The organism is Streptomyces sp. NPDC048424, from assembly GCF_040651555.1.
In the GTDB taxonomy this organism is placed as follows: Bacteria; Actinomycetota; Actinomycetes; order Streptomycetales; family Streptomycetaceae; genus Streptomyces.
The window spans coordinates 287458-311675 of record NZ_JBEZKE010000003.1 but is presented as its reverse complement, the minus strand read 5'-3'; the positions used below and the strand labels follow the sequence as shown (position 1 = coordinate 311675).

Annotated in this window: 22 protein-coding genes and 1 riboswitch; of the genes, 3 read left to right on the top strand and 19 right to left on the bottom strand. The window is 72.3% G+C overall.

The annotated features are described in order from the left end of the window. Positions 1-43 precede the first annotated feature (43 nt). The 3 genes from AB0D29_RS06230 to AB0D29_RS06220 form a co-directional block, all read right to left on the bottom strand. Positions 44-1249 carry an MBL fold metallo-hydrolase gene (locus AB0D29_RS06230; protein WP_362852396.1) on the bottom strand — a complete coding sequence of 402 codons (1206 nt, stop codon included), beginning with the start codon at positions 1247-1249 and terminating at the stop codon, positions 44-46. Between the two features lie 169 nt (positions 1250-1418). Beyond that, entirely contained in the window at positions 1419-2204 is a 786-nt protein-coding gene (locus AB0D29_RS06225) for an SGNH/GDSL hydrolase family protein (protein WP_362852395.1), read from the bottom strand. A gap of 163 nt (positions 2205-2367) precedes the next feature. Continuing rightward, on the bottom strand, positions 2368-3339 hold the full coding sequence (locus tag AB0D29_RS06220; protein WP_362852394.1) for a LysM peptidoglycan-binding domain-containing M23 family metallopeptidase: 972 nt from the start codon (positions 3337-3339) through the stop codon (positions 2368-2370). A gap of 3 nt (positions 3340-3342) precedes the next feature. Beyond that, a riboswitch (cyclic di-AMP (ydaO/yuaA leader) is annotated at positions 3343-3562 on the bottom strand. A gap of 282 nt (positions 3563-3844) precedes the next feature. On the opposite strand from AB0D29_RS06220, the gene AB0D29_RS06215 reads away from it, so the two are divergent. Beyond that, a complete protein-coding gene (locus tag AB0D29_RS06215) occupies positions 3845-4636 on the top strand; it encodes a tyrosine-protein phosphatase (RefSeq protein WP_362852393.1) in 792 nt (263 codons plus the stop codon). Between the two features lie 18 nt (positions 4637-4654). On the opposite strand, the gene AB0D29_RS06210 is transcribed toward AB0D29_RS06215, so the two are convergent. From AB0D29_RS06210 to AB0D29_RS06135, 16 genes are all read right to left on the bottom strand, one after another. Beyond that, on the bottom strand, positions 4655-6070 hold the full coding sequence (locus AB0D29_RS06210; protein WP_362852392.1) for an aspartate aminotransferase family protein: 1416 nt from the start codon (positions 6068-6070) through the stop codon (positions 4655-4657). Further along, the gene (hpnH, locus tag AB0D29_RS06205; protein WP_361751932.1) at positions 6067-7098 is read right to left on the bottom strand and encodes an adenosyl-hopene transferase HpnH; all 1032 of its coding nucleotides are present in this window, start codon (positions 7096-7098) and stop codon (positions 6067-6069) included. Before hpnH ends, AB0D29_RS06210 begins: the two co-directional genes overlap by 4 nt. A gap of 5 nt (positions 7099-7103) precedes the next feature. Then, on the bottom strand, positions 7104-7796 hold the full coding sequence (locus AB0D29_RS06200) for a 1-hydroxy-2-methyl-2-butenyl 4-diphosphate reductase (protein ID WP_362852391.1): 693 nt from the start codon (positions 7794-7796) through the stop codon (positions 7104-7106). Continuing rightward, positions 7796-10180, bottom strand: a complete 2385-nt coding sequence (gene shc / locus AB0D29_RS06195) for a squalene--hopene cyclase (RefSeq protein WP_362852390.1) — start codon at positions 10178-10180, stop codon at positions 7796-7798. Before shc ends, AB0D29_RS06200 begins: the two co-directional genes overlap by 1 nt. Positions 10181-10300: 120 nt before the next feature. After that, the gene (locus AB0D29_RS06190; RefSeq protein ID WP_362852389.1) at positions 10301-11476 is read right to left on the bottom strand and encodes a polyprenyl synthetase family protein; all 1176 of its coding nucleotides are present in this window, start codon (positions 11474-11476) and stop codon (positions 10301-10303) included. Further along, positions 11473-12852: a hydroxysqualene dehydroxylase HpnE gene (gene hpnE, locus AB0D29_RS06185; RefSeq protein ID WP_362852388.1), complete on the bottom strand. Its 1380-nt coding sequence runs from the start codon at positions 12850-12852 to the stop codon at positions 11473-11475. The genes AB0D29_RS06190 and hpnE overlap by 4 nt, the downstream gene beginning before the upstream one ends. Then, on the bottom strand, positions 12849-13193 hold the full coding sequence (locus tag AB0D29_RS06180; protein ID WP_362852387.1) for a hypothetical protein: 345 nt from the start codon (positions 13191-13193) through the stop codon (positions 12849-12851). Before AB0D29_RS06180 ends, hpnE begins: the two co-directional genes overlap by 4 nt. Next, positions 13193-14113: a presqualene diphosphate synthase HpnD gene (gene hpnD / locus AB0D29_RS06175; protein ID WP_351287218.1), complete on the bottom strand. Its 921-nt coding sequence runs from the start codon at positions 14111-14113 to the stop codon at positions 13193-13195. The genes AB0D29_RS06180 and hpnD overlap by 1 nt, the downstream gene beginning before the upstream one ends. Before the next feature lie 44 nt (positions 14114-14157). Next, positions 14158-15087, bottom strand: a complete 930-nt coding sequence (hpnC, locus tag AB0D29_RS06170) for a squalene synthase HpnC (RefSeq protein WP_362852386.1) — start codon at positions 15085-15087, stop codon at positions 14158-14160. Between the two features lie 364 nt (positions 15088-15451). Beyond that, entirely contained in the window at positions 15452-16234 is a 783-nt protein-coding gene (locus AB0D29_RS06165) for an ABC transporter ATP-binding protein (protein WP_362852385.1), read from the bottom strand. Beyond that, complete coding sequence (locus AB0D29_RS06160) at positions 16227-17156, bottom strand: ABC transporter permease (protein WP_362852384.1); 930 nt, start codon at positions 17154-17156, stop codon at positions 16227-16229. The genes AB0D29_RS06165 and AB0D29_RS06160 overlap by 8 nt, the downstream gene beginning before the upstream one ends. Before the next feature lie 94 nt (positions 17157-17250). Further along, positions 17251-18135 (bottom strand): glycosyltransferase, encoded by an 885-nt coding sequence (locus AB0D29_RS06155; protein WP_362852383.1) that lies wholly within the window; start codon positions 18133-18135, stop codon positions 17251-17253. Continuing rightward, a complete protein-coding gene (locus AB0D29_RS06150; protein ID WP_362852382.1) occupies positions 18132-18911 on the bottom strand; it encodes a CDP-alcohol phosphatidyltransferase family protein in 780 nt (259 codons plus the stop codon). The genes AB0D29_RS06155 and AB0D29_RS06150 overlap by 4 nt, the downstream gene beginning before the upstream one ends. Then, positions 18889-19950 carry an iron-containing alcohol dehydrogenase family protein gene (locus tag AB0D29_RS06145; protein WP_362852381.1) on the bottom strand — a complete coding sequence of 354 codons (1062 nt, stop codon included), beginning with the start codon at positions 19948-19950 and terminating at the stop codon, positions 18889-18891. The genes AB0D29_RS06150 and AB0D29_RS06145 overlap by 23 nt, the downstream gene beginning before the upstream one ends. Then, a complete protein-coding gene (locus AB0D29_RS06140) occupies positions 19938-20690 on the bottom strand; it encodes a phosphocholine cytidylyltransferase family protein (protein ID WP_362852380.1) in 753 nt (250 codons plus the stop codon). Before AB0D29_RS06140 ends, AB0D29_RS06145 begins: the two co-directional genes overlap by 13 nt. Then, positions 20687-22330 carry a DUF5941 domain-containing protein gene (locus AB0D29_RS06135; RefSeq protein WP_362852379.1) on the bottom strand — a complete coding sequence of 548 codons (1644 nt, stop codon included), beginning with the start codon at positions 22328-22330 and terminating at the stop codon, positions 20687-20689. The genes AB0D29_RS06140 and AB0D29_RS06135 overlap by 4 nt, the downstream gene beginning before the upstream one ends. Between AB0D29_RS06135 and AB0D29_RS06130 the strand changes: the two genes are divergently transcribed. Together AB0D29_RS06130 and AB0D29_RS06125 are read left to right on the top strand one after the other, a co-directional pair. Continuing rightward, positions 22307-22444 (top strand): hypothetical protein, encoded by a 138-nt coding sequence (locus AB0D29_RS06130; protein ID WP_362852378.1) that lies wholly within the window; start codon positions 22307-22309, stop codon positions 22442-22444. The genes AB0D29_RS06135 and AB0D29_RS06130 overlap by 24 nt on opposite strands. 505 nt (positions 22445-22949) lie before the next feature. Beyond that, entirely contained in the window at positions 22950-24200 is a 1251-nt protein-coding gene (locus AB0D29_RS06125; protein ID WP_362852517.1) for a bifunctional class I SAM-dependent methyltransferase/N-acetyltransferase, read from the top strand. Positions 24201-24218: the final 18 nt, after the last annotated feature.

Below are 24218 nucleotides of genomic sequence, written 5' to 3'. Positions count from 1 at the left end.
GGCCGCCTGCGCCGAGGGCGGGGCGAGCACGGGCGGCGGTGCGTCAGGACCCGACGGCCTCGGATTCCTCGCGGGTCACGGCCTGCGGCCGCTCCTGCGCGGTGACCGGGCCCGGGGCCGCGGCCGGGGCGCCGGCAGCGCCGCCCGCGACGAACGGCCGCCACCAGGGCTGCGCCGGAGCCCCCTCGGTGCCCGGCTCGAACGGCTGGCCCGGGATCGGCAGCGCGATGGCCGCTCCGGCTCCCTCGGCCGCGGCCAGGGTGCCCTCGCCCGGCTCGTCCCACGGGTGCAGGGCCAGGTTGAAGGTGCCCCAGTGGATCGGCAGCATCGTGCCGTGCGGGGCGCCGCCCTGGAGGTCGAGGTGGGCGCGCATGCCCTCCTCGGGGGTCATGTGGATGTCGGGCCAGTACTCCGAATACGCCCCGATCTGGATCATCGTGGCGTCGAAGGGCCCGTGCGCGGCGCCGATCTCCTTGAAGCCGGGGAAGTAGCCGGTGTCCCCGCTGTGGTAGATCCGGTGCTCGTCGCCCGCGACGACCCAGGAGGCCCACAGGGTGTGCTGCTGGTTGCGCAGGCCGCGGCCGCAGAAGTGCCGGGCGGGGGTGGCCGTCAGGGAGAGCCCGGCGATCTTGGTGGTCTCGTTCCAGTCCAGCTCGCGCAGCCGGTCGGCCGGTACGCCCCAGCGCTCCAGGTGCGCGCCGACACCGAGCGGGACGGCGAAGACCGTGTCCGTACCGGCCAGGGCCTTGATGGTGGGCAGGTCGAGGTGGTCGTAGTGGTCGTGCGAGATGACCACGACGTCCACGTCGCCGAGCGAGGCCAGCGGGACCGGCACGGGGTGCAGCCGCTTGGGGCCGGCGAAGGGGAAGGGGGAACAGCGCTCGCCCCACACCGGGTCGAACAGCACCCGGCGGCCGTCGATCTCCGCGAGCACGCTGGAGTGGCCCATCCAGGTCAGCCGCAGACCGCTCGCCGGCGGCTTGGCCAGCTCCGCGAGGGTCGTCGGGTACACGGGAATGGGCGCGGCGGGACTGCGCCGCACCCGCTGCTCCCGGTGGAAGTAGATCTTGGCGAACTCCGCCATCGAGCCCGAGGGTCTGTTCCGGGCCCCGACCGGGTTCTGGAAGACGCCGTCGGCGAAGTTCGGCGAGCGGCGGATGCGCTCCAGCCGGGCACCGGACGGGTCCGCGCCGAAGGCTTCGGGCCGCAGGGCACGCAGCCGGGGACGCAGGGGACGGGAGCCGGTCAAAGCGCCTCCAGGGAGGATGGAGTAAGGGGTGGTCGTCTCTCTACGACCATCCCAACGCACACCGGCCCCGAAGGATTCCGCTTACCGCCCCCGTCCCCGTCGGGTCCGCGCCCCCACCGTCCCCGCCCCCGTCCCTGCCGCATCCCCGCCCCCGTCCGGGTGCGTACGGCTACAGCGGCAGCAGGTCGGGCCGCTTCGCCTCCACGTGGTCCCCCGAGGACTCCCCGCGCAGCCGCCGGCCGATCCACGGCACGAGGTGGTCGCGCGCCCACTGGATGTTGTCGCGGGTCACGTCCACCGAGCCGCGCGGCTGCTGCGGAGGCCATGGCTGGTCGGGGTCGGTCGGCACGTCCAGGCCGAGCACCTGCGCCGCGCGCAGCGCGACCCGCGTGTGCCCCTCGGGCGAGAGGTGCAGCCGGTCCGTGTCCCACGCCCGCCGGTCCTGTACGGACTTCAGCGACCAGAGGTCGAGCACCGGGCAGTCGTAGCGGTCGGCAATGGCGCGCACGTGCGCGCTGTACGTCGCCACCTTGCCCCGGAGGTGCTTGAGGACCGGCACGCCCCGGGTGTCGAAGCCTGTCGTGATCATGACCTGGCCGACCGCGCCGGCGAGGTCGGCCACGGCCGCCTCGAACCGCTCCGCCACGTCGTCCGGGTCGCTGCCGGGCCGGATGATGTCGTTGCCGCCCGCGCAGAAGCTGACCAGGTCGGGCGCGAGGGCCTTGGCTCTGGGAAGCTGGTCGGCCACGATCTGGTCGAGGAGCTTTCCGCGCACCGCCAGATTCGCATAACGGAAGTCGTGCTCGTCGCGCTGATCGGCCAGGAGTACGGCGAGCCGGTCCGCCCAGCCGAGATGCGAATCCCCGGGTCCCGGGTCCCCCACGCCTTCGGTGAAGCTGTCCCCGATCGCCGCGTACGAGCCGATGGTCTTGAGTTTCGTCGTCGTCGCTGCCACGGGACACCATCCTTCACTCCCGTAACCAACCTACGCCAACGTAATGAGGGGTTGACGGACCGTGATCTGTACCACGTGGGGGATAAGGAATAAGTACACGTGAGGCCGGGACCCCCCTCGGGTCCCGGCCTCACACGCGTTCCCGCGCCGACGGCGGCTGCCGTCAGATGCTCACGCCCTTCGAGCGGAGGTAGGCCAGCGGGTCGATGTCGGAGCCGTACGAGGGGCCCGTGCGGATCTCGAAGTGGAGGTGCGGGCCGGTGGAGTTGCCCGTGGAGCCGGAGAGGCCGAGGGTCTGCCCGGCGGTGACGCTCTGGCCGGAGGAGACGGACAGCTGGGACAGGTGGGCGTACTGGGAGTACTTGCCGTCCGCGTGCCGGATGACGACCTCGTTGCCGTACGAGCCGCCCCAGCCGGCGGAGACCACGGTGCCCGCGCCGACGGCCTTGACGGTGGTGCCGGAGCTCGCGATGAAGTCCACGCCGGTGTGGTAGCCGGAGGACCACATGCTGCCCGCGACCTTGTACTGGGTGGAGACGCCGGTGCTGCCGAGCGGGGAGACGAAGCCGGAGGCCGACTTCTGCGCGGCGGGCGCCCCGGCCTCGGAGTCCTGCTGCTCGGGGGCGGCCTTCTCGGCCGGCTTCGGCGCCGGCTTCGGCGCCGCCTCGGGGGCGGCCTCCGGAGCGGCCTCGGCCTCCGCCTCGGGGGCGGCCTCGGGGGCGGGGGCGGCGTCCACCGGAGCCGCCTCGCCCGGACCGCCGAGGTGCAGCTTCAGGCCGGGGTGGATCAGCGACGGGTTGCTGCCGACCGCCTCGCGGTTGTCGGCGTACAGCTGCTCCCAGCCGCCGGAGAGGTGGCGCTCGGCGGCGATCTTGGAGAGGTAGTCGCCCGGCACGACCGTGTAGACGCTCGGGGCGCCCTGCACGGCGGCGACGGGCGCGGCCTGCAGCGCGGCGGGGACCTGCGGGGCCACGGCGGGGGCCACCGCGGTCGCCGCGGCCGGGGCGCCGGCCGCGTGGGCGCCCGCGGCGCCCATCAGCGGCAGCGCGAGGGCCGCGCCACCGGTGCCTGCGACGGCGAAACCGCGCGATATCGAAAGGGACTTGGGACGGCGGTGCTTACCCTTTGCAGGCATGGCGAATTTCCTCTCCGGCGCCTGCGAGGTGAGCTGTCGGGTTCGGACTGGAGATGTCCGGCCGTACATGTACGGGTCATGTACGTCTTCACCCCGAGCCGTCCCGGCGAAAAGATCTCCGAAAAGATCTCCGGGACAGCGGCTTACCTGGTTCCCCCGCTCCTGCCGCGCGAATAGTCGGGTGCGGTTTCCGGGCGGCGGCAGGATTCGGCGATCCACCCGGATCGATCGCGAAGGTAAACCCTTGCGACGGCGGGGAACAAGCCATGAATTTCCTGACGGAATCACAGGAATGAGGAATCGTCGGAATCCTGGTCACCCTGCGTCCATTACCCGCCGTCAACAACCGCTCCGACGGGGCCATTCGGCATTCGCGATCAGGCACTCACGGTCACCGTATGATCTGGCTCACGGGGACGTGCCCGATCTCGCCTCCGGATATGGCAAGTTGGCGCCAAACAGCTCAATTCGGACAGAAGTCTCACCACGAAGCGGAGGAGTCCCCGTGACCCAGCAGATACAGGAGCCGGAGCTGACCGGAGTGCGCAATTTCCGTGATGTGGGCGGATTGCCGACTTCTGATGGTCGAAGGGTCAAGGCGGGACGACTGTTCCGAAGCGGACATCTCGCACATGCCACCGAAACCGATGCAGAGTTCCTCGCCTCGCTCGGCCTCCACACCATCTTCGACTTCCGCAACGGCGCCGACCACGCGCTGGAGGGGCCGGACGTGGAACTGCCCGGGGTACGGAACGTGAACATTCCGCTCTCGGATCCGGCCGACGGCCGGGAGTTCTGGCGGCTGGTGCGCGAGGGCGACCTCGACCAGCTGCGCACGATCCTGGGCGACGGCAAGGCCGCGGCCCGGATGACGAACTCGTACCGCAGGATCATCGAGCAGCGCACCGCCGAGCACGGACGGGTCGTGCACGCGCTCGCCGAGGACAGCGTCCCCGCCCTCATGCACTGCGCCGCCGGCAAGGACCGGGCCGGCCTGTCGATCGCCGTCACCCTGCTCGCGCTGGGCGTCGAGCGCGAGGCGATCGTGGCGGACTACCTGGAGTCGAACGCCCCGCACCGCCGCTACCGGGTGCGCCGCAGCAGCGCGTCCGACGAGGCCCGCTCCCCCGAGGTGATGGAGCTGCTGGCGCCGCTCTTCGATGCCCGCGCCGAGTACCTGGTCGCCGCCTTCGAGACGATCGACGAGACCTGGGGCGGGGTGGACCCCTACCTGGCGGAGGGCCTCGGGCTGAAGCCCGAGACCCTCGACCGGCTGCGTGACCGGCTGCTCGAATAGCACGCCCGGAGCGGGCCGTCAGCGCTGGGCGACGGCCTGCTTCACCAGCGTCCTGCCGAAGTCCCACATCAGCCCGGACCCGCCGTGCGCCTCGTCCATGACCGCGCGGAAGGCGCCGACGAACCGGTCGACGTCCCGCTCGTCCACGACCAGCGGCGGAATGAGCTTGATGACTTCCAGGTGGTCCCCGGAGACCTGGGTGAGGATCCGGTGCTTCTGCAGCAGCGGCACCACGACCATCTGGGCGAAGAGCCCCTTGCGGGCCGCCTGCAGCATCGTCCACCGGCTGCGCAGCCCCAACGAGGACGGCCGGCCGAACTCGATGCCGATCATCAGCCCGCGCCCGCGCACCTCGTGCAGCAGCTCGTACTCGTCCACCATGGCCGCGAGCCGCCCGCGCAGCAGGTCCCCCGTCGCCCGGGCGTGCGCGACGAGCTCCTCGTCCTCCATGACCGACAGCACCGCCAGCCCGGCCGCCATCGCCTGCGCGTTGGACCCGAAGCTCGCGGAGTGCACGAGCACCCGGTCCATGGACGAGTAGACCTTCTTGAAGATCCAGTCCTTGCCCAGGGTGGCGCCGACCGGCACGTAGCCGCCCGACAGCGCCTTGGCCACGCACACCAGGTCCGGTTCCACGCCCGGCTCGTGCTGGTACGCGTAGAAGTCACCGGTCCGTCCGAGGCCGGTCTGCACCTCGTCCGCGATCAGCAGCGCCTTGTGCCGGTGCAGCAGTTCCTGCGCGGCGAGCAGGAACCCCGGCGGGGCCTCGAGGACCCCCTTGCCCTGGATCGGCTCGACGACGAAGGCCGCGACGTCGCCCTTGCGCAGCTCCCGCTCCAGGGCGCCCAGGTCCCCCAGGGCGATCTTCGTATCGGGGAGGAGCGGGGCGAAGCCGTCACGGAACCCGCCCTCCCCGTTCACCGACAGGGAGCCGGTGGTCAGCCCGTGGAAGGCGTGGTCGCAGTAGAGGATCCTGGGCCGCCCGGTGGCGAACCGGGCGAACTTCAGGGCCGTCTCCACCGCCTCCGTGCCGCTGTTGCCGAAGAAGACCCGGTCGAGGTGCGGGCTGTACGAGAGCAGCTTCTCGGCCAGCAGCCCGGGCAGCGGCTGGCAGTCGAAGCGGGTGAGGTCGGCGAGCTGCGCGTCCAGTACGTCGTGCAGGGCCCGGCGGACCACCGGGTGGTGGCGGCCCAGGCCCATGACCCCGAAGCCGGCCAGCATGTCGAGGTAGTCGTTGCCCTCGGCATCCCAGAAATGGGCGCCCTCGGCCCGCTCGTAGACCTTGTCGAAGCCGATGGTGTGGAGCATCCGGGGCAGTTGGTGGTTGAGGTGGCGGGCGTGCAGCTCGTACCGCTCCCCTCCGCGCGCGGCCAGCAGGGCGCCGAGGTCGAAGCCCTTGCCCCGGGTGCCCGCTCCCTCCTCCGCCGGGTTCATGCCGACGCGCCCCGGTTTCCGCCGATCGTCTCCCGGGCCGCCCGCAGGGATTCCTTGAGGGAACCCATCGTGGCGAGGACGGCGGTGGGCTCGTAGCCGCAGTGCGCCATGCAGTTCGCGCAGCGCGGGTCCTTTCCGCGGCCGTACTTGCTCCAGTCGGTGTCGTTGATCAGCTCCCGGTACGTCGGCACGTAGCCGTCGCTCATCAGATAGCAGGGGCGCTGCCAGCCGAAGAGGGAGTAATTGGGAATCGCCCAGGCCGTGCAGGGGAAATCGGCTTTCCCTTCCAGGAAGTCCAGGAAGAGCGGCGAGTGATTGAGCCGCCAGCGCCGCCGGTTGCCGCCCGCGAACGCCTTCCTGAAGAGTTCCCTCGTCTGTTCGACGCCGAGGAAGTGTTCCTGGTCAGGGGCCTTTTCGTAGGCGTAGGCGGGGGAGATCATCATCTCGTCGACCTGGAGGTCGTCATTGAGGTAGTTGAGGACCTCGATGATCGTCTGCGGGGTGTCCGTGTTGAAGAAGGTGGAGTTGGTGGTCACCCGGAACCCGCGCTTCTTCGCCTCCTTGATGGCCGCGACCGCCTCGTCGAAGACGCCTTCCTTGGCCACGGACTCGTCGTGGCGCTCGCGCAGGCCGTCGATGTGCACGGCGAAGGCGAAATAGGGGGAAGGGGTGAACTTCTCGATCTTCTTGCGCAGGAGCATCGCGTTGGTGCAGAGGAAGACGTACTTCCGCCTCGCCACCAACTGCCGGACGATCTCGTGGATCTGCGGGTGCATCAAGGGCTCGCCACCCGCGATGGACACCATCGGGGCGCCGGACTCCAGCACGGCGCCGACCGCCTGGGCGACCGGCATGCGCTGCTTGAGCACCCCGGCCGGATGCTGGATCTTCCCGCACCCCTCACAGGCCAGGTTGCAGGCGTAGAGCGGTTCCAGCTCGACGATCAGCGGGAACTTCTCACGCTTGCGGAGCTTCTGTTCGAGAAGATAGGTCCCGACCCTGATGGACTGGCGCAGCGGCATGGCCATCTGGCTCACCTCCTGGGGAGCAGCAAAGAACGGTGCCATTCGTAAAACGCGGGCAGTACGGCACGCAGAACGCGGAAGGCCGATATTCCCCCGCGAACCGTGCCGATACGGACGAGCTCATGCTCCGGAGCGTCCACGATCACCCGGACGGCCGCAACCGGGCGGCCGCCTTCCGGGGAAAGCCCGCCACGGGTGGCGGTCCACAGGGTGGCCGCGGACTCCATGTCGACCGCGATGGCGCCGGTGGCGCGCAGCTGCGCGCGCTCCTGGCCGCGGACGACGTGGTCGGATCCGGTCAGTGCGCCGGTGTGCACGGTCCGGCCCGGTGCGGCCCGGGCCAGTGCCTCGGCGAGCAGGGCGGTGCCGGTGCAGGTGACGGCCCCCTGCCGGCCCCGGGTCTCCTCGGCGACCACCAGGTCGCCGGGGTGCATGCCGGGGACCAGCCCGGCGCAGAACCCGGTGGCGAGGACGGCGGCCCGTTCCATCGCGGGCCGGTCCAGTGCCCGGGCGACGGCCCGCTCGGCCGCGCGCGGGCCCATCCCGGTGCGCAGCAGCGAGTAGCTCCCGGCCGGGCCGCGGGCCGCCCCCGGCCCGGCGCTGCGCAGCGCCGCCTGCTCGATGCGCAGCGCGCAGGCGACCAGCAGGGGGTCGGGGTTCCCGGCCCGGTCCCCGCCGCTCCGCCGTGGCGCGGCGGACATCAGACGGCTCCGCCGGGGGCGAACGGTTCCCCGTACAGGTAACGGCCGAGCGCGGTGAGCGGGAACACCTGCCGGTACAGGTGGTAGTTGATGGAGAAGTCCCAGGGGAAGCCGGTTCCGGTGAAGTGCGGCTCGTCCCAGGAGCCGTCCTCCCGCTGCGTCCCCACCAGGTAGCCGATGCCCCGTTCGACGGCCTTGCCGTCCCGCTCGCCGGCCGACAGCAGGGCCATCAGCGCCCACGCGGTCTGCGAGGGGGTGGAGGCACCCTTCCCGGCCCAGGACAGGTCCTTGTAGGAGCGCTGGTCCTCGCCCCACCCGCCGTCCTCGTTCTGTACGGTCTCCAGCCAGCGCACGGCCCTGCGGACGGCGGGATGTCCCGGGGAGATGCCGGCCGCGGTGAGCGCCGGGACCACCGAACCGGTGCCGTAGACGTAGTTGGTGCCCCAGCGGCCGAACCAGGCGCCGTTCGCCTCCTGTTCGGCGAGCAGCCAGGCGATGCCGCGCCGGGTCCGGGCGTCGCCGGACCGGCCCTCGAAGGCGAGCATCTCCACGACGTGGGCGGTGACGTCGGCCGAGGGCGGGTCGATGACCTCGCCGAAGTCGCAGAAGGGCAGCCGGTTCGGGAAGGGGCTGGTGTTGTCGGCGTCGAAGGCGCCCCAGCCGCCGTCCTTCGACTGCATGCCGAGGTTCCAGGACACCCCGCGGGCGATGGCCGCCTCGACGCGGGCCGGGTCCGGGTGCTGGATGCGGCGCAGCGCGAGGACGACCTCGGCGGTGTCGTCGATGTCGGGGTAGGTGTCGTTGTGGAACTCGAAGGCCCAGCCGCCGGGGGCCAGCCCCGGCCGCCGCACGGCCCAGTCCCCGGTGCGGGTGATCTCCTCGCCGAGCATCCAGTCGGCGGCCTTGACCAGCGCCGGGTGACCGGGGTGCAGGCCCGCGTCGGCGAGGGCGATCGCGGCCAGGCAGGTGTCCCACACGGGGGACTGACAGGCCTCGATCATCCGGGCGCCGTCCTCGCGCCACACCGCGAAGCGGTCCAGGGACTCCAGCCCGGCGCGCATCACCGGGTGCCGGAGGTCGTAGCCGAGCAGGTGCAGGGCGATGACGGAGTACACGGCGGGCGGCTGGATCCCGCCCCAGCAGCCGTCGTTCTCCTGGCGCTCGACGATCCAGCGGCCGGCGGTGGCCATCGCGGCCTTGCGCAGCCGGCGGGGGGCGAACCGCCGGTAGACGTGCAGGGCCTTGTCCATCCGCTGGAAGGCCCCCTCCCAACTGGTCAGCGGGGCGGGGCGCTTGACGGGGTTCGGGACCCGGGCGTCGGCGTGGAGCTCGTCGAGGGTGAACGGGGCCGGGCGGACGGGGCGCAGCGCGGAGACCACGGTGAGCGGGACGATGGTCTGGCGGGCCCAGCAGCCGAAGTCGTAGATGTTCAGGGGCACCCAGGACGGCAGGAACACCAGCTCGGGCGGGAGTTCGGGCAGGTGGTCCCAGTTCCACCAGCCGAAGAGGGCCAGCCAGATCCGGGTGAAGACGCGGGCGGCGGCGATCCCGCCGTGGGCGCGGATCCAGGCCGAGGCGCGGGTCATGTGCGGGGCGTCCGGCGCGTCCCCGGCGAGGCGCAGCGCGACGTAGGCCTCGATGGTGGCGGACAGTTCGGGCGGGCCGTCGTGGAAGGTGGCCCAGGTGCCGTCCTGCCGTTGCTCGCCGCGGATGAAGAGGGCGGCGGCCCGGGTGACGGCCTCGTCCCGGATGCCGAGGAACTGCCGCAGCAGCAGGTCCTCGGCGTCCATGGTGACGTTGGTCTCCAGGTCGCCCTTCCACCAGCCCTCGGGGTCCTGGCGGTCCAGCAGGTGCCGGGTCGCCCGCGCGGCGGCCTCGTACACCCCGGGCGGGGCGCCGTCCGGCGGTTCGGGCAGGTCCGCGGCCGTCCTGGGCGGGCCCGGCCGGTCCGCCTCCGGTTCCGCGGGCGGGTCCGCGGTGAGGGTACGGCCGCCGCTGCGGCCGGTGTCCGGCGCGGCGGCCGGGCCGGCGGGCTTCGCCGCGGGCGGCACCGTGGCCGCCCCCTGCCGGCCGGCGGAGGTCGTCGTTCCGGCGCGCTCCGCGGTGCCGGCGCTCGTGCCCGTCGCCGCGAACCCGGCGGCGGGCGGCCCCTGTTCGCCGGGCGGGCGGGCGGAGCGGGCGCCGTCGGCTCCGGGCGTGCCCGGTGGGCGGTACTCGGCCCGCGGGGCGGTCCGGGCCGCGGGCGGCGGGGCCGGCGGCCCCTGCTCCGCGGCCGGGCCGCGGGCGTGCCCCACCGCGGAGCCGGCCGGGAGGCCCTGGGCGCCCGGTGTGGATTCGCTGCCAGCGCCAGCGCCCTCGGCGCTGCCGTCGGTCGTCGCTGTCATGGCTTCCCCTTAGAACAGTGTCCTCTGCTGTGCTGGGGTCTGCCGTCGGCCGGTGCACGCCACGCTCAGGTGGCGGCGCCGGCCGGCGACTCGCGATTCATATCCGCTGTCGGGTGGCGATCACCTCTTGCGCACGACGACGAAGTCGGCGAGGTCCACGAGCTGCTCGCGCACGCGCTGCGGCATGTCGACGTCGTCGAGGGCCCGGATCGCGATGGCGTGCTGGCGGCGTGCCTCGTCGGCGGTCCACTGGCGGCCGCCGGCCTCCTCGATGAGTGCCGCGCGGGCGGCGAACTCCTCCTCCGAGAAGTTCTCGAAGTCGCTGGCCTTGGCGTCCGCGGCGAGCAGCTCGGCGAGCTGCTCGGAGGCCGGGCCGCCGGCCGCGAGGGCGGCGACCACCGGCAGGGACTTCTTGCGCTGGCGCAGGTCGCTCCAGGTCTGCTTGCCGGTGGCCTCCGGGTCGCCCCAGATGCCGAGCAGGTCGTCGACGGCCTGGAAGGCGAGGCCGAGGTGGTAGCCGTACTCCTCCAGCTTGTCGGCTGTACGGTCGTCCGCGCCGCCGAGCACCGCGCCGATGGAGACGGCGCAGGCGAGCAGCGCGCCGGTCTTGTTGCCCTCCATCTCCAGGCATTCCTCGACGCTGACGCGCTCGCGGTGCTCGTAGGAGATGTCCTGCGCCTGGCCGTCGATGAGCTTGCGGCTGGCGGTGGTCAGGCGGCGGGTCGCCCGGCCGGCCTCGACGGTGCCGAGCTCCAGCAGCACCTCGTTGGCGAGGGCGAAGAGGGCGTCGCCGACGAGGATCGCGAGGGCCGGTCCGTGCACCTTCCACACCGTGTCGCGGTGGCGGCGCTGCTCGTCGCCGTCCATCAGGTCGTCGTGCAGCAGCGAGAAGTTGTGCACGAGCTCGACGGCGACGGCACCCGGGATGCCGACTTCGGCCGCGGCGCCCGCGGCCTCGGCGGAGAGCAGCGCGAGGGCGGGGCGCACGGCCTTGCCGCCGTCGCCGTCCGCCGCGTTGCCCTGGGCGTCGATCCAGCCGAAGTGGTAGGCGGCGACGGTGTCCATGGGCGCGGCGAGCCGGTCCACGGCGGCGCGGAGCACGGGGGTCGACAGTGTGCGGCCGCGCTCCAGGAGGGCGATCGTGTCCGCCTTCTCCACGCCCCTTCCGGCCGTGCCCACACTGGCATCCGTGTTCTCGACGGCCGGATTCCCCGGGTTCACTGGCTCTCCTCTTGTTCCTGTACCTGCTGTGCCGGTGTTGCTGGTGGTGCTCGTCGTGCTCGTGGTGATCGTCATGCCGCCTCCTGCAGAGGGTGGTCGCGGTGGCGGCCGAGCGCGGCGAGTGCGGCGTGCGCCGCGCTCATTCCGCTCCGGACGGCGCCCTCCATGGTCGCGGGCCAACCGGTGGCAGTCCACGCACCGGCCAGGTAGAGCCCCGGCGTGTCGGTGCGCGTCCCGGGGCGCAGCCGGCCGACCCCGGGGGTGGGGGCGAAGGTGGCGGTCCGCTCCCGGGTGACGAAGAAGTCCCGTACTTTGGCGCCCCGCGCGGCGGGGAGCAGTCGCTCCAGCTCGGGCAGGTACTTGGCGCGCAGGACCGAGACGGGCTCGTCGATGTCGTCCTGGGCCGCGGACTGGGAGAGCGCCAGGTACTGGCCGCCGTCGGGGAGTCCGGAGGAGTCGGTGCGGTCGAAGACCCACTGCACCGGGGAGCCGAGAGCGGCGAAGAAGGGCTGCTTGAGCACTTTGCGCTCGTAGACGACGTGGACGTTGAGGATGGGCGCGGTGCCGATGTCGAGCAGCTTGTCGGGGTCGGCGAGGGCGCCGGCCGGCAGCAGTCCGTGCGCCTCGCGCTGCGGGACGGCGAGGACGACGACGGCGGCGTCGAGGGATTCGTCCTCGGTGTCGATCCGCCAGTTCCCGTCGTCGGTACGGGAGATGCCGGTGACCCGGGTGCGCAGTTCGGTGCGGACGCCGGCCGCGTCGAGGGCCTTGCGGGCGAGCCCGTCGTGCAGGTCGCCGAGGGGTACGTGGGCCCAGCCGATGTCGGCGGCGCCGTTCTCGGAGAGCAGGCCGGTCTTGAAGACCATGGCGGCCAGGCCCAGCGAGGACTGTGCGGCGGTGGCGTTGAGGGTGGCGATGCCGACGAGGTCCCACAGGGCCTCGATGGCGCGCGGGCTCTGGCCGTAGCGGCCGAGCCAGGTCGCGAAGTCCAGGCCGTCCAGGGCCGGGTCGGCGGGGTCGAGGCGGCGCAGCGCGAGGGCGGCGCGGCCGACGCTCGCCCGCTCGGCGAGGGACAGGTGCGGGTAGCGGGCCAGCGATCCGGCCAGGTGCAGGGGCACGGGCAGGGCGCTGCGGCGCAGCCGTCCCAGGCGCGGGCCACCGGGGTGGGCCACGTCGAGGACGGGTACGTCGAGCCGGTCCTGCAGGGGGGCGAGGGCGGCGCCTTCGATGCGGTCGAGGAACCACCGGTAGGCGGTGCAGCAGCGCAGGTAGACGTGCTGGCCGTTGTCGACGGTGAGGTCGCCGCGCTTGAAGGAGAAGGCGAGCCCGCCGAGCCGGGGGCGGCCTTCGAGGAGGGTGACGCGGAGCCCGGCGTCGGCGAGTTCGAGGGCGGTGGTGACCCCGGCGAGGCCGCCGCCGACGACGACGGCGTGGTGGTCGGTGCCGGTCATGCGCCCTCCCCCGTGGTGCGGCCGCCTTCCGGGCCGGCCGGTCGGTCCTGCGCGGACGGGGCCGCGGTCCGCGCGGCGGCCCGTCCGGCACCGCCGGAGCCCGCGGGAAGAGACGCGCCCGCGGTCGCGGTGGTTGCCCGGGCGCCGTCGCGGCCGGGACGGCCCGCCGGGTGCCCGCTCAGGAGCGTCGCCGGGGCGCCGGAGGTGCCGGCGGTCGCGCCCGCGCGGTGCGCGGTGACGGACGCCCCCGTGCGGTCGGTCCGTGCGGCCCGGTGCGGCGCGGGCGCGCAGGCCGGGAGTGCGCCCGGCGTCGTCGCCGGGGTCCGGGTGGTCGCAGCCATCAGGGCCGCCTCCGCGTGCTCTGGCGGGAGATGGTCCGCGCGTCGAGGCCGGACAGGCCGCGCACGGCGACGTACGCCTTCTCGTGCGGCGGCAGCGAGACGCGGCCCCGCAGCACCGCCTCCGGCTCCCGCTCGATGCGGTCGAGGAGGCGGCGGTAGATGCCGGCCATGGCGGCGACGCAGGCGCCGCTGCGCCGGTCGAGCATCGGCAGCAGCCGGTAGCCCTCGACGAACAGGGCGCGGGCGCGCCGGACTTCGTGGTGGACCAGCCCGGCGAAGTCGGCGCCGGCGGGTGCCCGGTCGCTGTGGAAGCCTTCCGAGCAGCCGAACTTGGCGAGGTCCTCGGCGGGCAGGTAGGTGCGTCCGTTGCCGGCGTCCTCACGAACGTCGCGGAGGATGTTGGTGAGTTGCAGGGCGAGGCCGAGCGTGTCGGCGTACTCGGCGGCGCGCCCGGAGTCGGCCGCGCCCGCCGTGGTGCCGAAGACGCCGAGCGAGAGCCGGCCGATGGCTCCGGCCACGCAGCGGCAGTAGACCTTGAGGTCGTCCCAGGTCTCGTAGGTCTCGCCGCGGACGTCCATCAGGACGCCGTCGATGAGTTCGTCGAGGCCGCCGAGCGGGATCGGGAAGCGGCGGGCGGCGTGCGCGAGGGCGACGGCGACCGGGTCGGTGTCGTCCTCGTCGACCTCCTCGGCCAGGATCCGCCCGAGCAGGGCGCGGGTCTCCTCCAGCCGGGCCAGCTTGGCCTCGGGCGCCAGCGTGCCGTCGCCGATGTCGTCGACGCGCCGCGAGAAGGCGTACAGCGCCGACATCGCCTGCCGCTTGTCGGTGGGCAGCAGCCGGATGCCGTACGCGAAATTGCGCGCCTGTGAACCGGTGACGGCCTCGCAGTAGCTGTAGGCCGCCGAAATCGGTGCGGACATCGCAGCCGGTGCGGACGCGTGTGTGGGGCCCTCCACGGTCGGGCTCACCCCTTTCTCGGCGCTGTGCGCAGGACGGCGGCAACCTCGCGGAGCAGGCCGCTCTTGGTGGGCTTGGGCGGGCCGGGGAGTACGTCGAAGCCGGCGGCCGTGACGGCCCGCAGGGCTGCGCGCCCTCCTCCCACGAAACCCGCGAGCAGCAGCCGGAGTCTGCCGTGCACGCTACCCACGAGCGGGGTGCCTTCATTCAGCAACTCGCGTGCGCGCTCAGTTTCGAATGCGACCAGGGAGCGTACGGACGCGCCGGCGGACGGGGCCGCGAGCTCGGCCTCGCTCACGTGGAAGCGCCGCATGTCCTCGGCCGGCAGGTAGATCCGGTCGTTGCCGAGGTCCTCGGCGACGTCCTGGATGTGCTCGACGATCTGCAGGGCGGTGCAGACGGCGTCGGAGCGGCGGATGCGTTCGGGGGTGCTGGTGCCGGTGAGGGAGAGCACGAGGCGCCCCACCGGGTTCGCGGAGAGCTCGCAGTAGCCGACCAGGTCCCCGTAGGTCTCGTAGCGCGTGACCCGCTGGTCCTGGCGGTTGGCCTCGATGAGCCCGAGGAAGGGCTCGGGGGTGAGGCCGTGGGCGCGGACCACGGGCTGGAGGGCGAGCAGCAGCGGGTGCCGCGGGGGGCCGTCCGTGCCGCCGAACACGCGGCGCAGGTCGGCCTCGAAGGCGTCGAGCATGGCGAGCCGGTCGTCGGCCGCGGCCGGGTCGAGGCCGAGGAGTACGGCGTCGCGTCCGCCGGGTGCGAGGTCGCCGTCGCCGATGTCGTCGACGAGGCGGGCGTACCCGTAGACGGCCGTCAGCCCGTCGCGCCAGGCGCGCGGGAGGAAGGCGGGGGCGACGGGGAAGTTCTCAGCCGAAGCCTTGTCGAGGGTGGCGCTCACGTGGACCGTGTCGGACAGGGGCCGGATGCCGTGCGCCGCGGTCACCGCCCGCCGCCCGGGGCGGGGACGGCCGTCGTGCCTGGGGGCCGGAGAATTCCCGTAGCCATTGCCGTCACATCTCCCGTTCTACACTGCCGACCCAATACATCCTATTTCGGACACGCCGCCGGGGGTTTGCCCGGGGCTGCCCCAGGGCCGTTCACCTGCGGGGAATCGTCCCCTCTTGCCGCGATTCAGGACCGCTTCAGCTTACGCTGTAGAACGCCGCGGAGGCCTCTCGGGTATTCGCTCCCGCGTCGAATGTCGCGGCGAAATGCGAAAGCACGCCGAAGGCCCCCGCCACGCACGGCAGCGGGGGCCTTCGGAAGGAACGGACCAGCGCCGCGCGGGGCGCCCTGCGACCCGGAGGTCAGCCGTTGGAGGCCTTCTCGTAGGCCGAGACGACTTCCTCGGTGGGCCCGTCCATCAGGAGCTCGCCCTTTTCCAGCCACAGCACCCGGTCACAGGTGTCGCGGATGGACTTGTTGTTGTGGCTCACGAGGAAGACCGTGCCGGCCTTCTCCCGCAGTTCGCGGATGCGGTTCTCCGAACGCACCTGGAAGCTGCGGTCACCGGTGGCCAGGGCCTCGTCGATCATCAGGACGTCGTGGTCCTTGGCCGCCGCGATGGAGAAGCGCAGTCGCGCCGCCATGCCGGAGGAGTAGGTGCGCATCGGCAGGGAGATGAAGTCGCCCTTCTCGTTGATGCCCGAGAAGTCGACGATGCCCTGGTAACGCTCCTTGATCTGCTCGCGGCTCATGCCCATCGCGAGACCGCCGAGGACGATGTTGCGCTCACCGGTGAGGTCGTTCATCAGCGCCGCGTTGACACCCAGCAGCGAGGGCTGGCCGTCGGTGTAGACCTTGCCGGCCTCGCAGGGCAGCAGGCCCGCGATGGCGCGCAGCAGGGTGGACTTGCCGGAACCGTTGGAACCGATCAGGCCGATCGCCTCGCCGCGGTACGCCGTGAAGGAGACCCCGCGCACGGCGTGGACCCGGCGGACGCCCGGGGCGTCGCCCTTGCCCCGGCGGATTATCTTGCTCAGCGCCGCGGTGGCGCTGCCCTTGCCGGAGCTGCCGGTGTTGACCCGGTAGACGATGTGGACGTCGTCGGCGATGACGGTGGGGACGCGCCCCTTGAAGTTCTCAGCCACGGCCGTAACGCTCCTCAGCCTTCCAGAAGTACACGAAACCCCCGAGGCCGATCACGACGGCCCAGCCGACCGCGAACGCCCAGACGTGCGGCGGCAGGTTCTCCGCGCCGTAGCCGTCGATCAGCGCGAACCGGATCAGGTCCATGTAGATGGCCGCCGGGTTCCACTGGAGCACGTCCGCGATCCACGCGGGCTTGTCCTTGAGCATCTCGCTGATCGAGAACATGACGCCGGAGGCGTACATCCACGTGCGCGTGACGAACGGCATCAGCTGCGCGAGGTCGGGGGTCTTGGAGCCCGCCCGCGCGAAGACCATGGCGAGGCCGGTGTTGAAGACGAACTGCAGCACGAGCACCGGGATGACCAGCAGCCAGGACGGCTGCGGGAAGTTCCCGAAGGCCATGACGATCACGAACACGACGATCATCGAGTACAGCAGCTGCTGGAGCTGCTGCATCGAGAAGGAGATCGGCAGGGAGGCCCGCGGGAAGTGCAGCGCGCGGACCAGGCCGAGGTTCCCGGGGATCGCCCGGACACCCGCCATCAGGGAGCTCTGCGTGAAGGTGAAGACGAAGATCCCGATCACCAGGAAGGGGATGTAGACGCCCTTCGGCATGCCCCGGTCCGCGTTCAGGATCAGCGCGAAGATCAGCCAGTAGACCAGCGCGTTCAGCAGCGGGGTCGCCACCTGCCAGACCTGGCCGAGCTTCGCCTGGCTGTACTGCGCGACCAGCTTGGCCCGGGAGAAGGCCATGATGAAGTGGCGCCGCCCCCAGAGCTGGCGCACGTACTCGCCCAGACCGGGCCGGGCGCCGCTGACGGAGAGGCCGTACTTCCTGGCGAGCTCCGCGGCGCTGAGCCCCGCGTCGTCGGACGGCGGCCTGCTCGTGGCGAGGGCGCCGTCGTGGGTTGTGTCACTCACAAGTTGAAACTTTCGTCTTCAAGATGCGGCCAGGTGGGCATCAGGCTGGTGGCGCGAGGCCCGTGATCGCGCCATGTTCCCAGACGCGGGCTGGTCAGATGACAGGTGGTCGGCCCAGGCGGGTCAACCGCCAGACCGTACGCCATCTCATGGGGCGGCGGGGTCCGCAGGGAGTGGTCCATCCCTCACGGAATCCGCCGAACCAGGCCTTGAGCGCCGGCGCCGAGGGCCTGCGTACGAGCGTCAGCAGGAGCCAGACGCCCAGGTAGACCGGGACCAGCGGAGCGGGCAGGTTGCGGCGGGCGAGCCACACCCGGTTACGAGCCACCATACGGTGGTAGACCGCGTGCCGGGAGGGGGCAGTGGTCGGATGCAGCAGGACCATGTCCGCCCGGTAGTCGATCAGCCACCCGGCGTCGAGCGCCCGCCAGGCGAGATCGGTCTCCTCGTGCGCGTAGAAGAACTCTCCCGGCAACGCTCCGACCTGCTCGAACACCTTCGTGCGGACGGCGTTGGCGCCGCCCAGGAAGGTGGTCACGCGGGAGGAGCGCATCGGGTCCGAGGCGCGCAGCCGCGGTACGTGCCGGCGCTGGGTCTCGCCGGTGTCCGGATCGGCGATCCGGAAGCTGACGATCCCGAGTCCGGGGTCCTCGGCGAAGGCCTGGCGGCACAGCTCGGCGGTGTCGGTGCGCTCCAGCAGCCCGTCGTCGTCGAGGAAGAGCAGTGCGTCCATCTCGCCGCCACCGGGGCCGAAGGCCTCGATGCCGACGTTGCGGCCGCCGGGGATGCCCAGGTTCTCGGGCAGCGTGATGCTGCGCACACCCTCGGGCAGGCCGGTGACCTCGACGCCCTGGCCCACGACGACCACCTCGACGGGGTCGCCTTCCTGGCGGGCCACCGAGTCGAGGAGCGCCTTGAGCTCGTCGGGCCGGTTGCCCATGGTGATGATCACGGCGCCCAGCCGCATCGGGGCACTCACTTGAGCCTGCTGGAGGCCAGGATCGACACCAGGTGCAGCACGGTCTGCAGCACCGCGATGCCGGCCAGGACGGCCACGCCGACGCGGGACCAGAACAGGTCGCCGCGCATCTGGTCCAGGACGGCCAGCACCAGGATGAGCAGCGAGGCCTCGATGCCGAGGACCAGGCGGTGGAACTTGAGCGCGGCGGCGGCCCGGCGGGCGAGCGCCATGCCGGACGAGCGCGGCTCGGCCGCGGCGTCCTTGACCACCGGCTTGCCGGCCTGGTGGCGGGCGACGCCGACCAGGTCGGTCTCGGCCTTGATCAGGATCGCGCCGAGCGCCGCGAGGGTGCCCAGGAAGGCCCAGAGCCAGTCGATCCGCCCGGTTCCCCACAGGTCCGCCGCGCGCAGGCCGAAGCCCACGAGGACGGCCGCGTCGCACAGGTAGGCGCCGACCCGGTCCAGGTACACCCCGGAGAGCGAGAACTGCTTCTTCCAGCGCGCGACCTCTCCGTCGACGCAGTCGAGCAGCAGGTAGAGCTGGACCGCGACCACGCCGAGGACGGCGCCCAGGACGCCCGGCACCAGCAGGGCCGGAAGGGCGAGGACGCCGGCGAGGGTCATCACGTAGGTCAGCTGGTTCGGCGTGACCTTGGTGGTGACCAGGAGGCGGGTGATGCGCAGGGAGATCTCGCGCATGTAGAGGCGCCCGCCCCAGTGCTCGCCGCTGACCCGGTCCTTGACGCCCGCCGGGTGCACGACGGGCCGGAGTTCAGCTACGGATGGTCTTGGCATAGTCGGCGTAAGCGTCCCTGATCTCGGCGGCGGACAGGTTGAGGTGCTCCAGGATCGTGAAACGTCCCGGGCGGGTCTGGGGGGCGTACTCGACGGCCGTGACGAACTCGTCGACGCTGAAACCGATCTCCTCGGGCGCCACCGGCAGACCGTGCCGGCGCAGCACCTCGGTGAAGAGGCCGGACTGCTCGGCGGCCCCGCGCAGGTGCATCGCGAAGGCGGCGCCGATGCCGACCTGCTCGCCGTGGAGCGCGGAGCGCCCCGGGTAGAGCAGGTCGAAGGCGTGGCTGATCTCGTGGCAGGCGCCGGACGACGGGCGGGAGTCCCCGCTGATCGACATGGCGATGCCGGAGAGGACCAGGGCCTCGGAGAGCACGGTGAGGAACTCGTCGTCGCCGCAGCCACCGGGGTGGCGCAGCACGGACTCGCCGGCGGTACGGGCCATGGCGGCGGCCAGGCCGTCGACGGGCTCGCCGTTGATCCGGTGCGAGAGCTCCCAGTCGGCGATCGCCGAGATGTTGGAGATGGCGTCGCCGATGCCGGCGCGGATGAACCGCACCGGGGCTTCCTTGATCACATCGAGGTCGATGACCATGGCGATGGGGGTGGGGACGCCGTAGGAACCGCGGCCGTTGTCGTTGTCCAGGATGGACACCGGCGAGCAGATGCCGTCGTGCGAGAGGTTGGTGGCGACGGCCACCATGGGCAGGCCGACCCGCGCCGCGGCGTACTTCGCCACGTCGATGATCTTGCCGCCGCCCAGGCCCACGACGGCGTCGTAGCGGCGGCCCTTTATGTCGTCGGCCAGCTTGACGGCGGAGTCGATGGTGCCGTCGACGACCGCGTACCAGTCGGCGTGCGGCAGGACGGGCTCCAGCTTGGCGCGCAGCGCCACGCCGGAGCCTCCGCTGATCGCGATGGCCAGCTTGCCGGAGGCGGAGATCCGCTGGTCGGCCAGGAGGCCGGCCAGGTCGTCCATCGCCCCGCGACTGATGTCGACGACGACGGGCGAGGGGATGAGCCTCGTCAGTACTGGCATGCGATCGTCCGGCCCTTGGCGAGGTCGTCGTGGTTGTCGATCTCGACCCACTTGACGTCGCCGATGGGGGCCACGTCGATGGTGAAACCGTCGTTGACGAGCTGCTGGTAGCCGTCCTCGTAGTAGAGGTCGGGGTCGCGCTCGAAGGTGGTCTTCAGGGCCTCGGCGAGCTGCTCGGCGGCCTCGGGCTCGATGAGGGTGACACCGATGTACTCGCCGGTGGCGTCGGCGGGGTCCATCAGCTTGGTGATCTTCTGGACGCCCTTGCCTTCGGCGGTGACGACCTTCATCTCCTCGTCGGCCAGGTTCTTGACCGTGTCGAGGGCGAGGATGATCTTCTGGCCGTTGCCGCGGGCGGCGAGCAGGGTCTTCTCGACGGAGACGGGGTGGACGGTGTCGCCGTTGGCGAGGATCACGCCCTGCTTGAGGACGTCACGCGCGCACCACAGGGAGTAGGCGTTGTTCCACTCCTCGGCCTTGTCGTTGTCGATCAGCGTGATCTTGACGCCGTACTTGGCCTCCAGGGCCTCCCGGCGCGCGTACACGGCTTCCTTGCGGTAGCCGACGACGATCGCGACCTCGGTGAGACCGACCTCGGCGAAGTTGCCGAGCGTCAGGTCGAGCACCGTGATGCTCTCCTCGTCACCCTCGGGGCCGACCGGCACGAGCGCCTTGGGCAGGGTGTCGGTGTAGGGACGCAGACGGCGTCCGGCACCGGCAGCGAGTACAAGGCCGATCATGCTGGTTCTCCTTCGTCATGTACGGCGGGTGCTCCGGAGGAGACCCAGAATCGGATGCTCTCGACGAGCACCACGAGTGCCACGAACACGGCCGCGGCCGTGAGCGCGACGGGGAAGTCCGCTTCGCGCGAGGCGAGGACGGCCGCCAGGACCGTGAGCAGCAGGACCCGGCCTTCGTGGCCGCCGATCGTCCGCACCAGCCAGTGCGGGGGCGCGCCGGTGCCGCCGCGGATGCGGTACACCGTGTCGTAGTGATGGTAGGCGACCGCCGCGATCAGGCCGAATGCCGCCGGAAGGGCTCCGGGGACGTCCGCCTTGGCGGCGAGCACGAGGACCGTGACGTACTCGGCGGCCCGGAACAGCGGCGGGATCAGCCAGTCCAGGGCGCCCTTGAGCGGCGCGGCGACGGCCAGCCCGGACGCCATGACGTAGATCACGGCGACGGCGATCAGCTTCGGGTCGCCGAACGGCAGCCAGAGGGCCGCCCCGATCATCAGCACCGCGCCCAGGGCCGCCACGTACACGGACCCGAAGGAACCGGCGCGGCCGCGCAGCAGCCGGGCCTGGAGCTCGGCGAGCGGGCCGGAGTCGGCGAGGTCGGCGAGGGCCTGGGCTGCGCGGTCGGTGCGGGTGGCCTTGCGGGTCAGGGAGCGCAGGACCCGGCCGGCGGTGGTGTAGAGCGCGCCGAAGGCGCAGCCGACGAGGAGGGCGTAGAAGACGATCCGCGGGGTGGTGAGGGCGGTCAGCACCGCGATCATCGCCCAGCGCTCACCGATCGGGAGGATGATCATCCGACGGACCCACACGGTCCAGCCGACGCTGTCGAGCTTGTCGGAGAGCGCCGCCGTGGGACTCGTGTTGGCCGTCGCGTCGTGGTTGGCCTCGTTGAAGGAGAAGTCCACGACGTGCCGGCAGGTCATGAGGATCATGGAGCCGACGGCCAGGGCCCAGACGTCGTCGCCGTTCCGGGCCGCGCCGAGGGCGAGGCCCGCGTAGAAGGAGTACTCCTTCGCGCGGTCGAAGGTGGCGTCGAGCCAGGCGCCCATCGTCGAGTACTGGAGCGAGTAGCGGGCGAGCTGCCCGTCGGTGCAGTCCAGTACGAAGGAGACGAGGAGCAGCACACCGGCCGCCACGTAGCCCCAGCGCTCGCCGGTGGCCGCGCAGCCGGCCGCGATCAGCGCGGTGATCAGCGAGGCGGTGGTGACCTGGTTCGGGGTGAGGCCGCGGCGCGCGCACCAGCGGGCGATGTAGCGCGAGTACGGGCTGATGAAGAAGGTGGTGAAGAAGCCGTCGCGGGACTTCACGGCGGTCCGCAGGCGGACGGCCTCGTCGTCGACGGCTGCGACGGCGGCGGTCGCCGCGTCCCGGTCCGCAGGACCTGCGGGGACCGTGGCGACGAGGGTGCCCAGCTCGGGGCGCTGTACGGCGGTCCCGGCGGCCTCGACCGAGGCGGCGAGCCGGTCCGCGTAGGGGCCGGTGCCGTCGGCTCCGGCGCCGGTCGCGAGAGCGGCGGCCTTGTCGAGGGCGTCACGGGCGCCGGGCAGGACGGCGAGGGCGCCGGTGACGGCGCAGGCGTCGAAGCGCGGATCGGTCAGCGCGAGGCGCAGGGCGTGCACGTGCCCGACGAAGGCGCTGTCCACGACGGCCACCCGCTGGTCGGCGGGTACGGCGGCCAGTGCGGCGGCGGCGTCCTCGGGACCGGTGGCGGGGCGGACCTCGAAGCCGAGGGAGCGCAGCTCGTCCGTGAGCGGTGATCCGGGGACCGGCAGGCCGGTGAGGATGACGGTCGGCAGACGAACTCACTCCTTGTAACGGATTCCGGACGGTCGCCTGAAGGGGCGGCGGCACGTCGGCAGAGGCTATCGGATGAATGGAAGCAGGGGTTCATCACCCGTTTACGCCCCGATAAGCCGAATATCGGGGCCCCGGACCGGGGCGCGATCATCATCGGTGATCACGGCGCGGTACCACAAACGGCCCGGATGTTACGGTGGACACGCCCCTGAACGAGTCGAGTGGGAAGAGGTGGGTTGATGACCGTCGTAGTGGTCGCGGCCATGCGCAGCGAACTCCGGTGCATCCCCCTTTCCCGTTTCCTCCGGGCATCCGGTCGGGCCTGATCACACAGCTGGGCCTCGTCGGCCGGAGCCCCCGTTCCAAGGGTTCACGTTGACCGACAACAACACCTCCACCGGCAGCGACGTTTTCACCGACAGCGACACCTTTACCGGCGACGCCTCCACCGAGGCCTTCTTCGCCGTGCACCGCGGCCTGCCCCGGCAGGCTCCGGGCTCCGACGCGAGCACCCGCCGGCTGCTGTCCCTGTGCGGACCGCTGCCCGAGCGGCCGCGCGTCCTCGACCTGGGCTGCGGTCCGGGCCGCAGCGCCCTGCTGCTCGCCGCCGAGGCGGGCGGTGCCCGCGGCGCCGAGGTGACCGCCGTAGACCTGTACGCCCCCTTCCTCGAAGAGCTCCGCACGGCCGCCGCGGCCCGCGGGCTCACCGGCCGCGTCCGCACCGTCGAGGCGGACATGGGCGCTCTCACGGGCGAGGACTTCGCGGACGGTTCCTTCGACCTCGTCTGGGCGGAGGGCTCCGCCTACCTCCTCGGCTTCGACGCCGCGCTCGCGCGGTGGAAGCGGCTGCTCGCCCCGGGCGCCACCCTCGTCCTGACCGAGTGCGAGTGGACGGTGCCCGAGCCGTCCGCGGGCGCCCGCGCCTTCTGGGACCCGCACTGCGCGCTGCGCACCACCGCCCGCAACCTCGCGGCCGCCCAGGCCGCCGGGTACCAGGTGCTCGGCGTGCACCACCTGCCCGACGCGGACTGGGCCGAGTACTACGGTCCGCTCGCCGAGCGGGTCCGTACCCTCTCCGGGGCCGGCGCCGCCGCTCCCGCGATGGCCGCGGCCCTGGCCGCGACCCGCGAGGAGCTCGACGTACGGGCCCGGCACGGACACGAGTACGGGTACACCGGCTACGTCCTGCGCCCGGTGACCGCCGGGGGCGGCGACGCCTGGCCCACCCGCCCGGAGACCGCGGGCGACGTGGCCGCCGTGCGGGAGGTCAACCTGGCGGCCTTCGGGACTCCGCTGGAGGCGGACCTCGTGGACGCGCTGCGCGCGGACGGCGCCTGGCTGCCCGGGCTGTCGTACGTGGCCGAGGCCCCGGACGGGTCGGTGGCGGCGCACGCCCTGCTCACCGCGTGCGAGGTCGACGGGGTACGGGCGCTCGCGCTCGCCCCTGTGGCCGTCGCTCCCGCGTTCCAGCGCTCGGGCGCGGGCAGCGCGGTCGTACGGGCCCTGCTCGCCGCGGCCCGGGAACGCGGGGAGTCGCTGGTCCTCGTGCTCGGGCACCCGGAGTACTACCCGCGCTTCGGTTTCACACCGGCGTCGCGCTTCGGGATCCGGGCGCCCTTCGAGGTCCCGGACGAGGCGATGATGGCGCTGGTGCTGGACGATTCCGTTCCGGTGCCGGCGGGAACGATCGGGTACCCGGCCCCCTTCGGGGTCTGACGCCTGCGCGACGTCAGG

Coding starts and splice junctions, on each gene's coding strand:
- AB0D29_RS06220 (WP_362852394.1), bottom strand. CDS start 3,339: ATGCCTGCAAAGGGTAAGCACCGCCGTCCCAAGTCCCTTTCGATATCG.
- AB0D29_RS06210 (WP_362852392.1), bottom strand. CDS start 6,070: ATGAACCCGGCGGAGGAGGGAGCGGGCACCCGGGGCAAGGGCTTCGAC.
- hpnH (WP_361751932.1), bottom strand. CDS start 7,098: ATGGCCATGCCGCTGCGCCAGTCCATCAGGGTCGGGACCTATCTTCTC.
- AB0D29_RS06200 (WP_362852391.1), bottom strand. CDS start 7,796: ATGTCCGCCGCGCCACGGCGGAGCGGCGGGGACCGGGCCGGGAACCCC.
- shc (WP_362852390.1), bottom strand. CDS start 10,180: ATGACAGCGACGACCGACGGCAGCGCCGAGGGCGCTGGCGCTGGCAGC.
- AB0D29_RS06190 (WP_362852389.1), bottom strand. CDS start 11,476: ATGACGATCACCACGAGCACGACGAGCACCACCAGCAACACCGGCACA.
- hpnE (WP_362852388.1), bottom strand. CDS start 12,852: ATGACCGGCACCGACCACCACGCCGTCGTCGTCGGCGGCGGCCTCGCC.
- AB0D29_RS06180 (WP_362852387.1), bottom strand. CDS start 13,193: ATGGCTGCGACCACCCGGACCCCGGCGACGACGCCGGGCGCACTCCCG.
- hpnD (WP_351287218.1), bottom strand. CDS start 14,113: ATGTCCGCACCGATTTCGGCGGCCTACAGCTACTGCGAGGCCGTCACC.
- AB0D29_RS06150 (WP_362852382.1), bottom strand. CDS start 18,911: ATGCCAAGACCATCCGTAGCTGAACTCCGGCCCGTCGTGCACCCGGCG.
- AB0D29_RS06145 (WP_362852381.1), bottom strand. CDS start 19,950: ATGCCAGTACTGACGAGGCTCATCCCCTCGCCCGTCGTCGTCGACATC.
- AB0D29_RS06140 (WP_362852380.1), bottom strand. CDS start 20,690: ATGATCGGCCTTGTACTCGCTGCCGGTGCCGGACGCCGTCTGCGTCCC.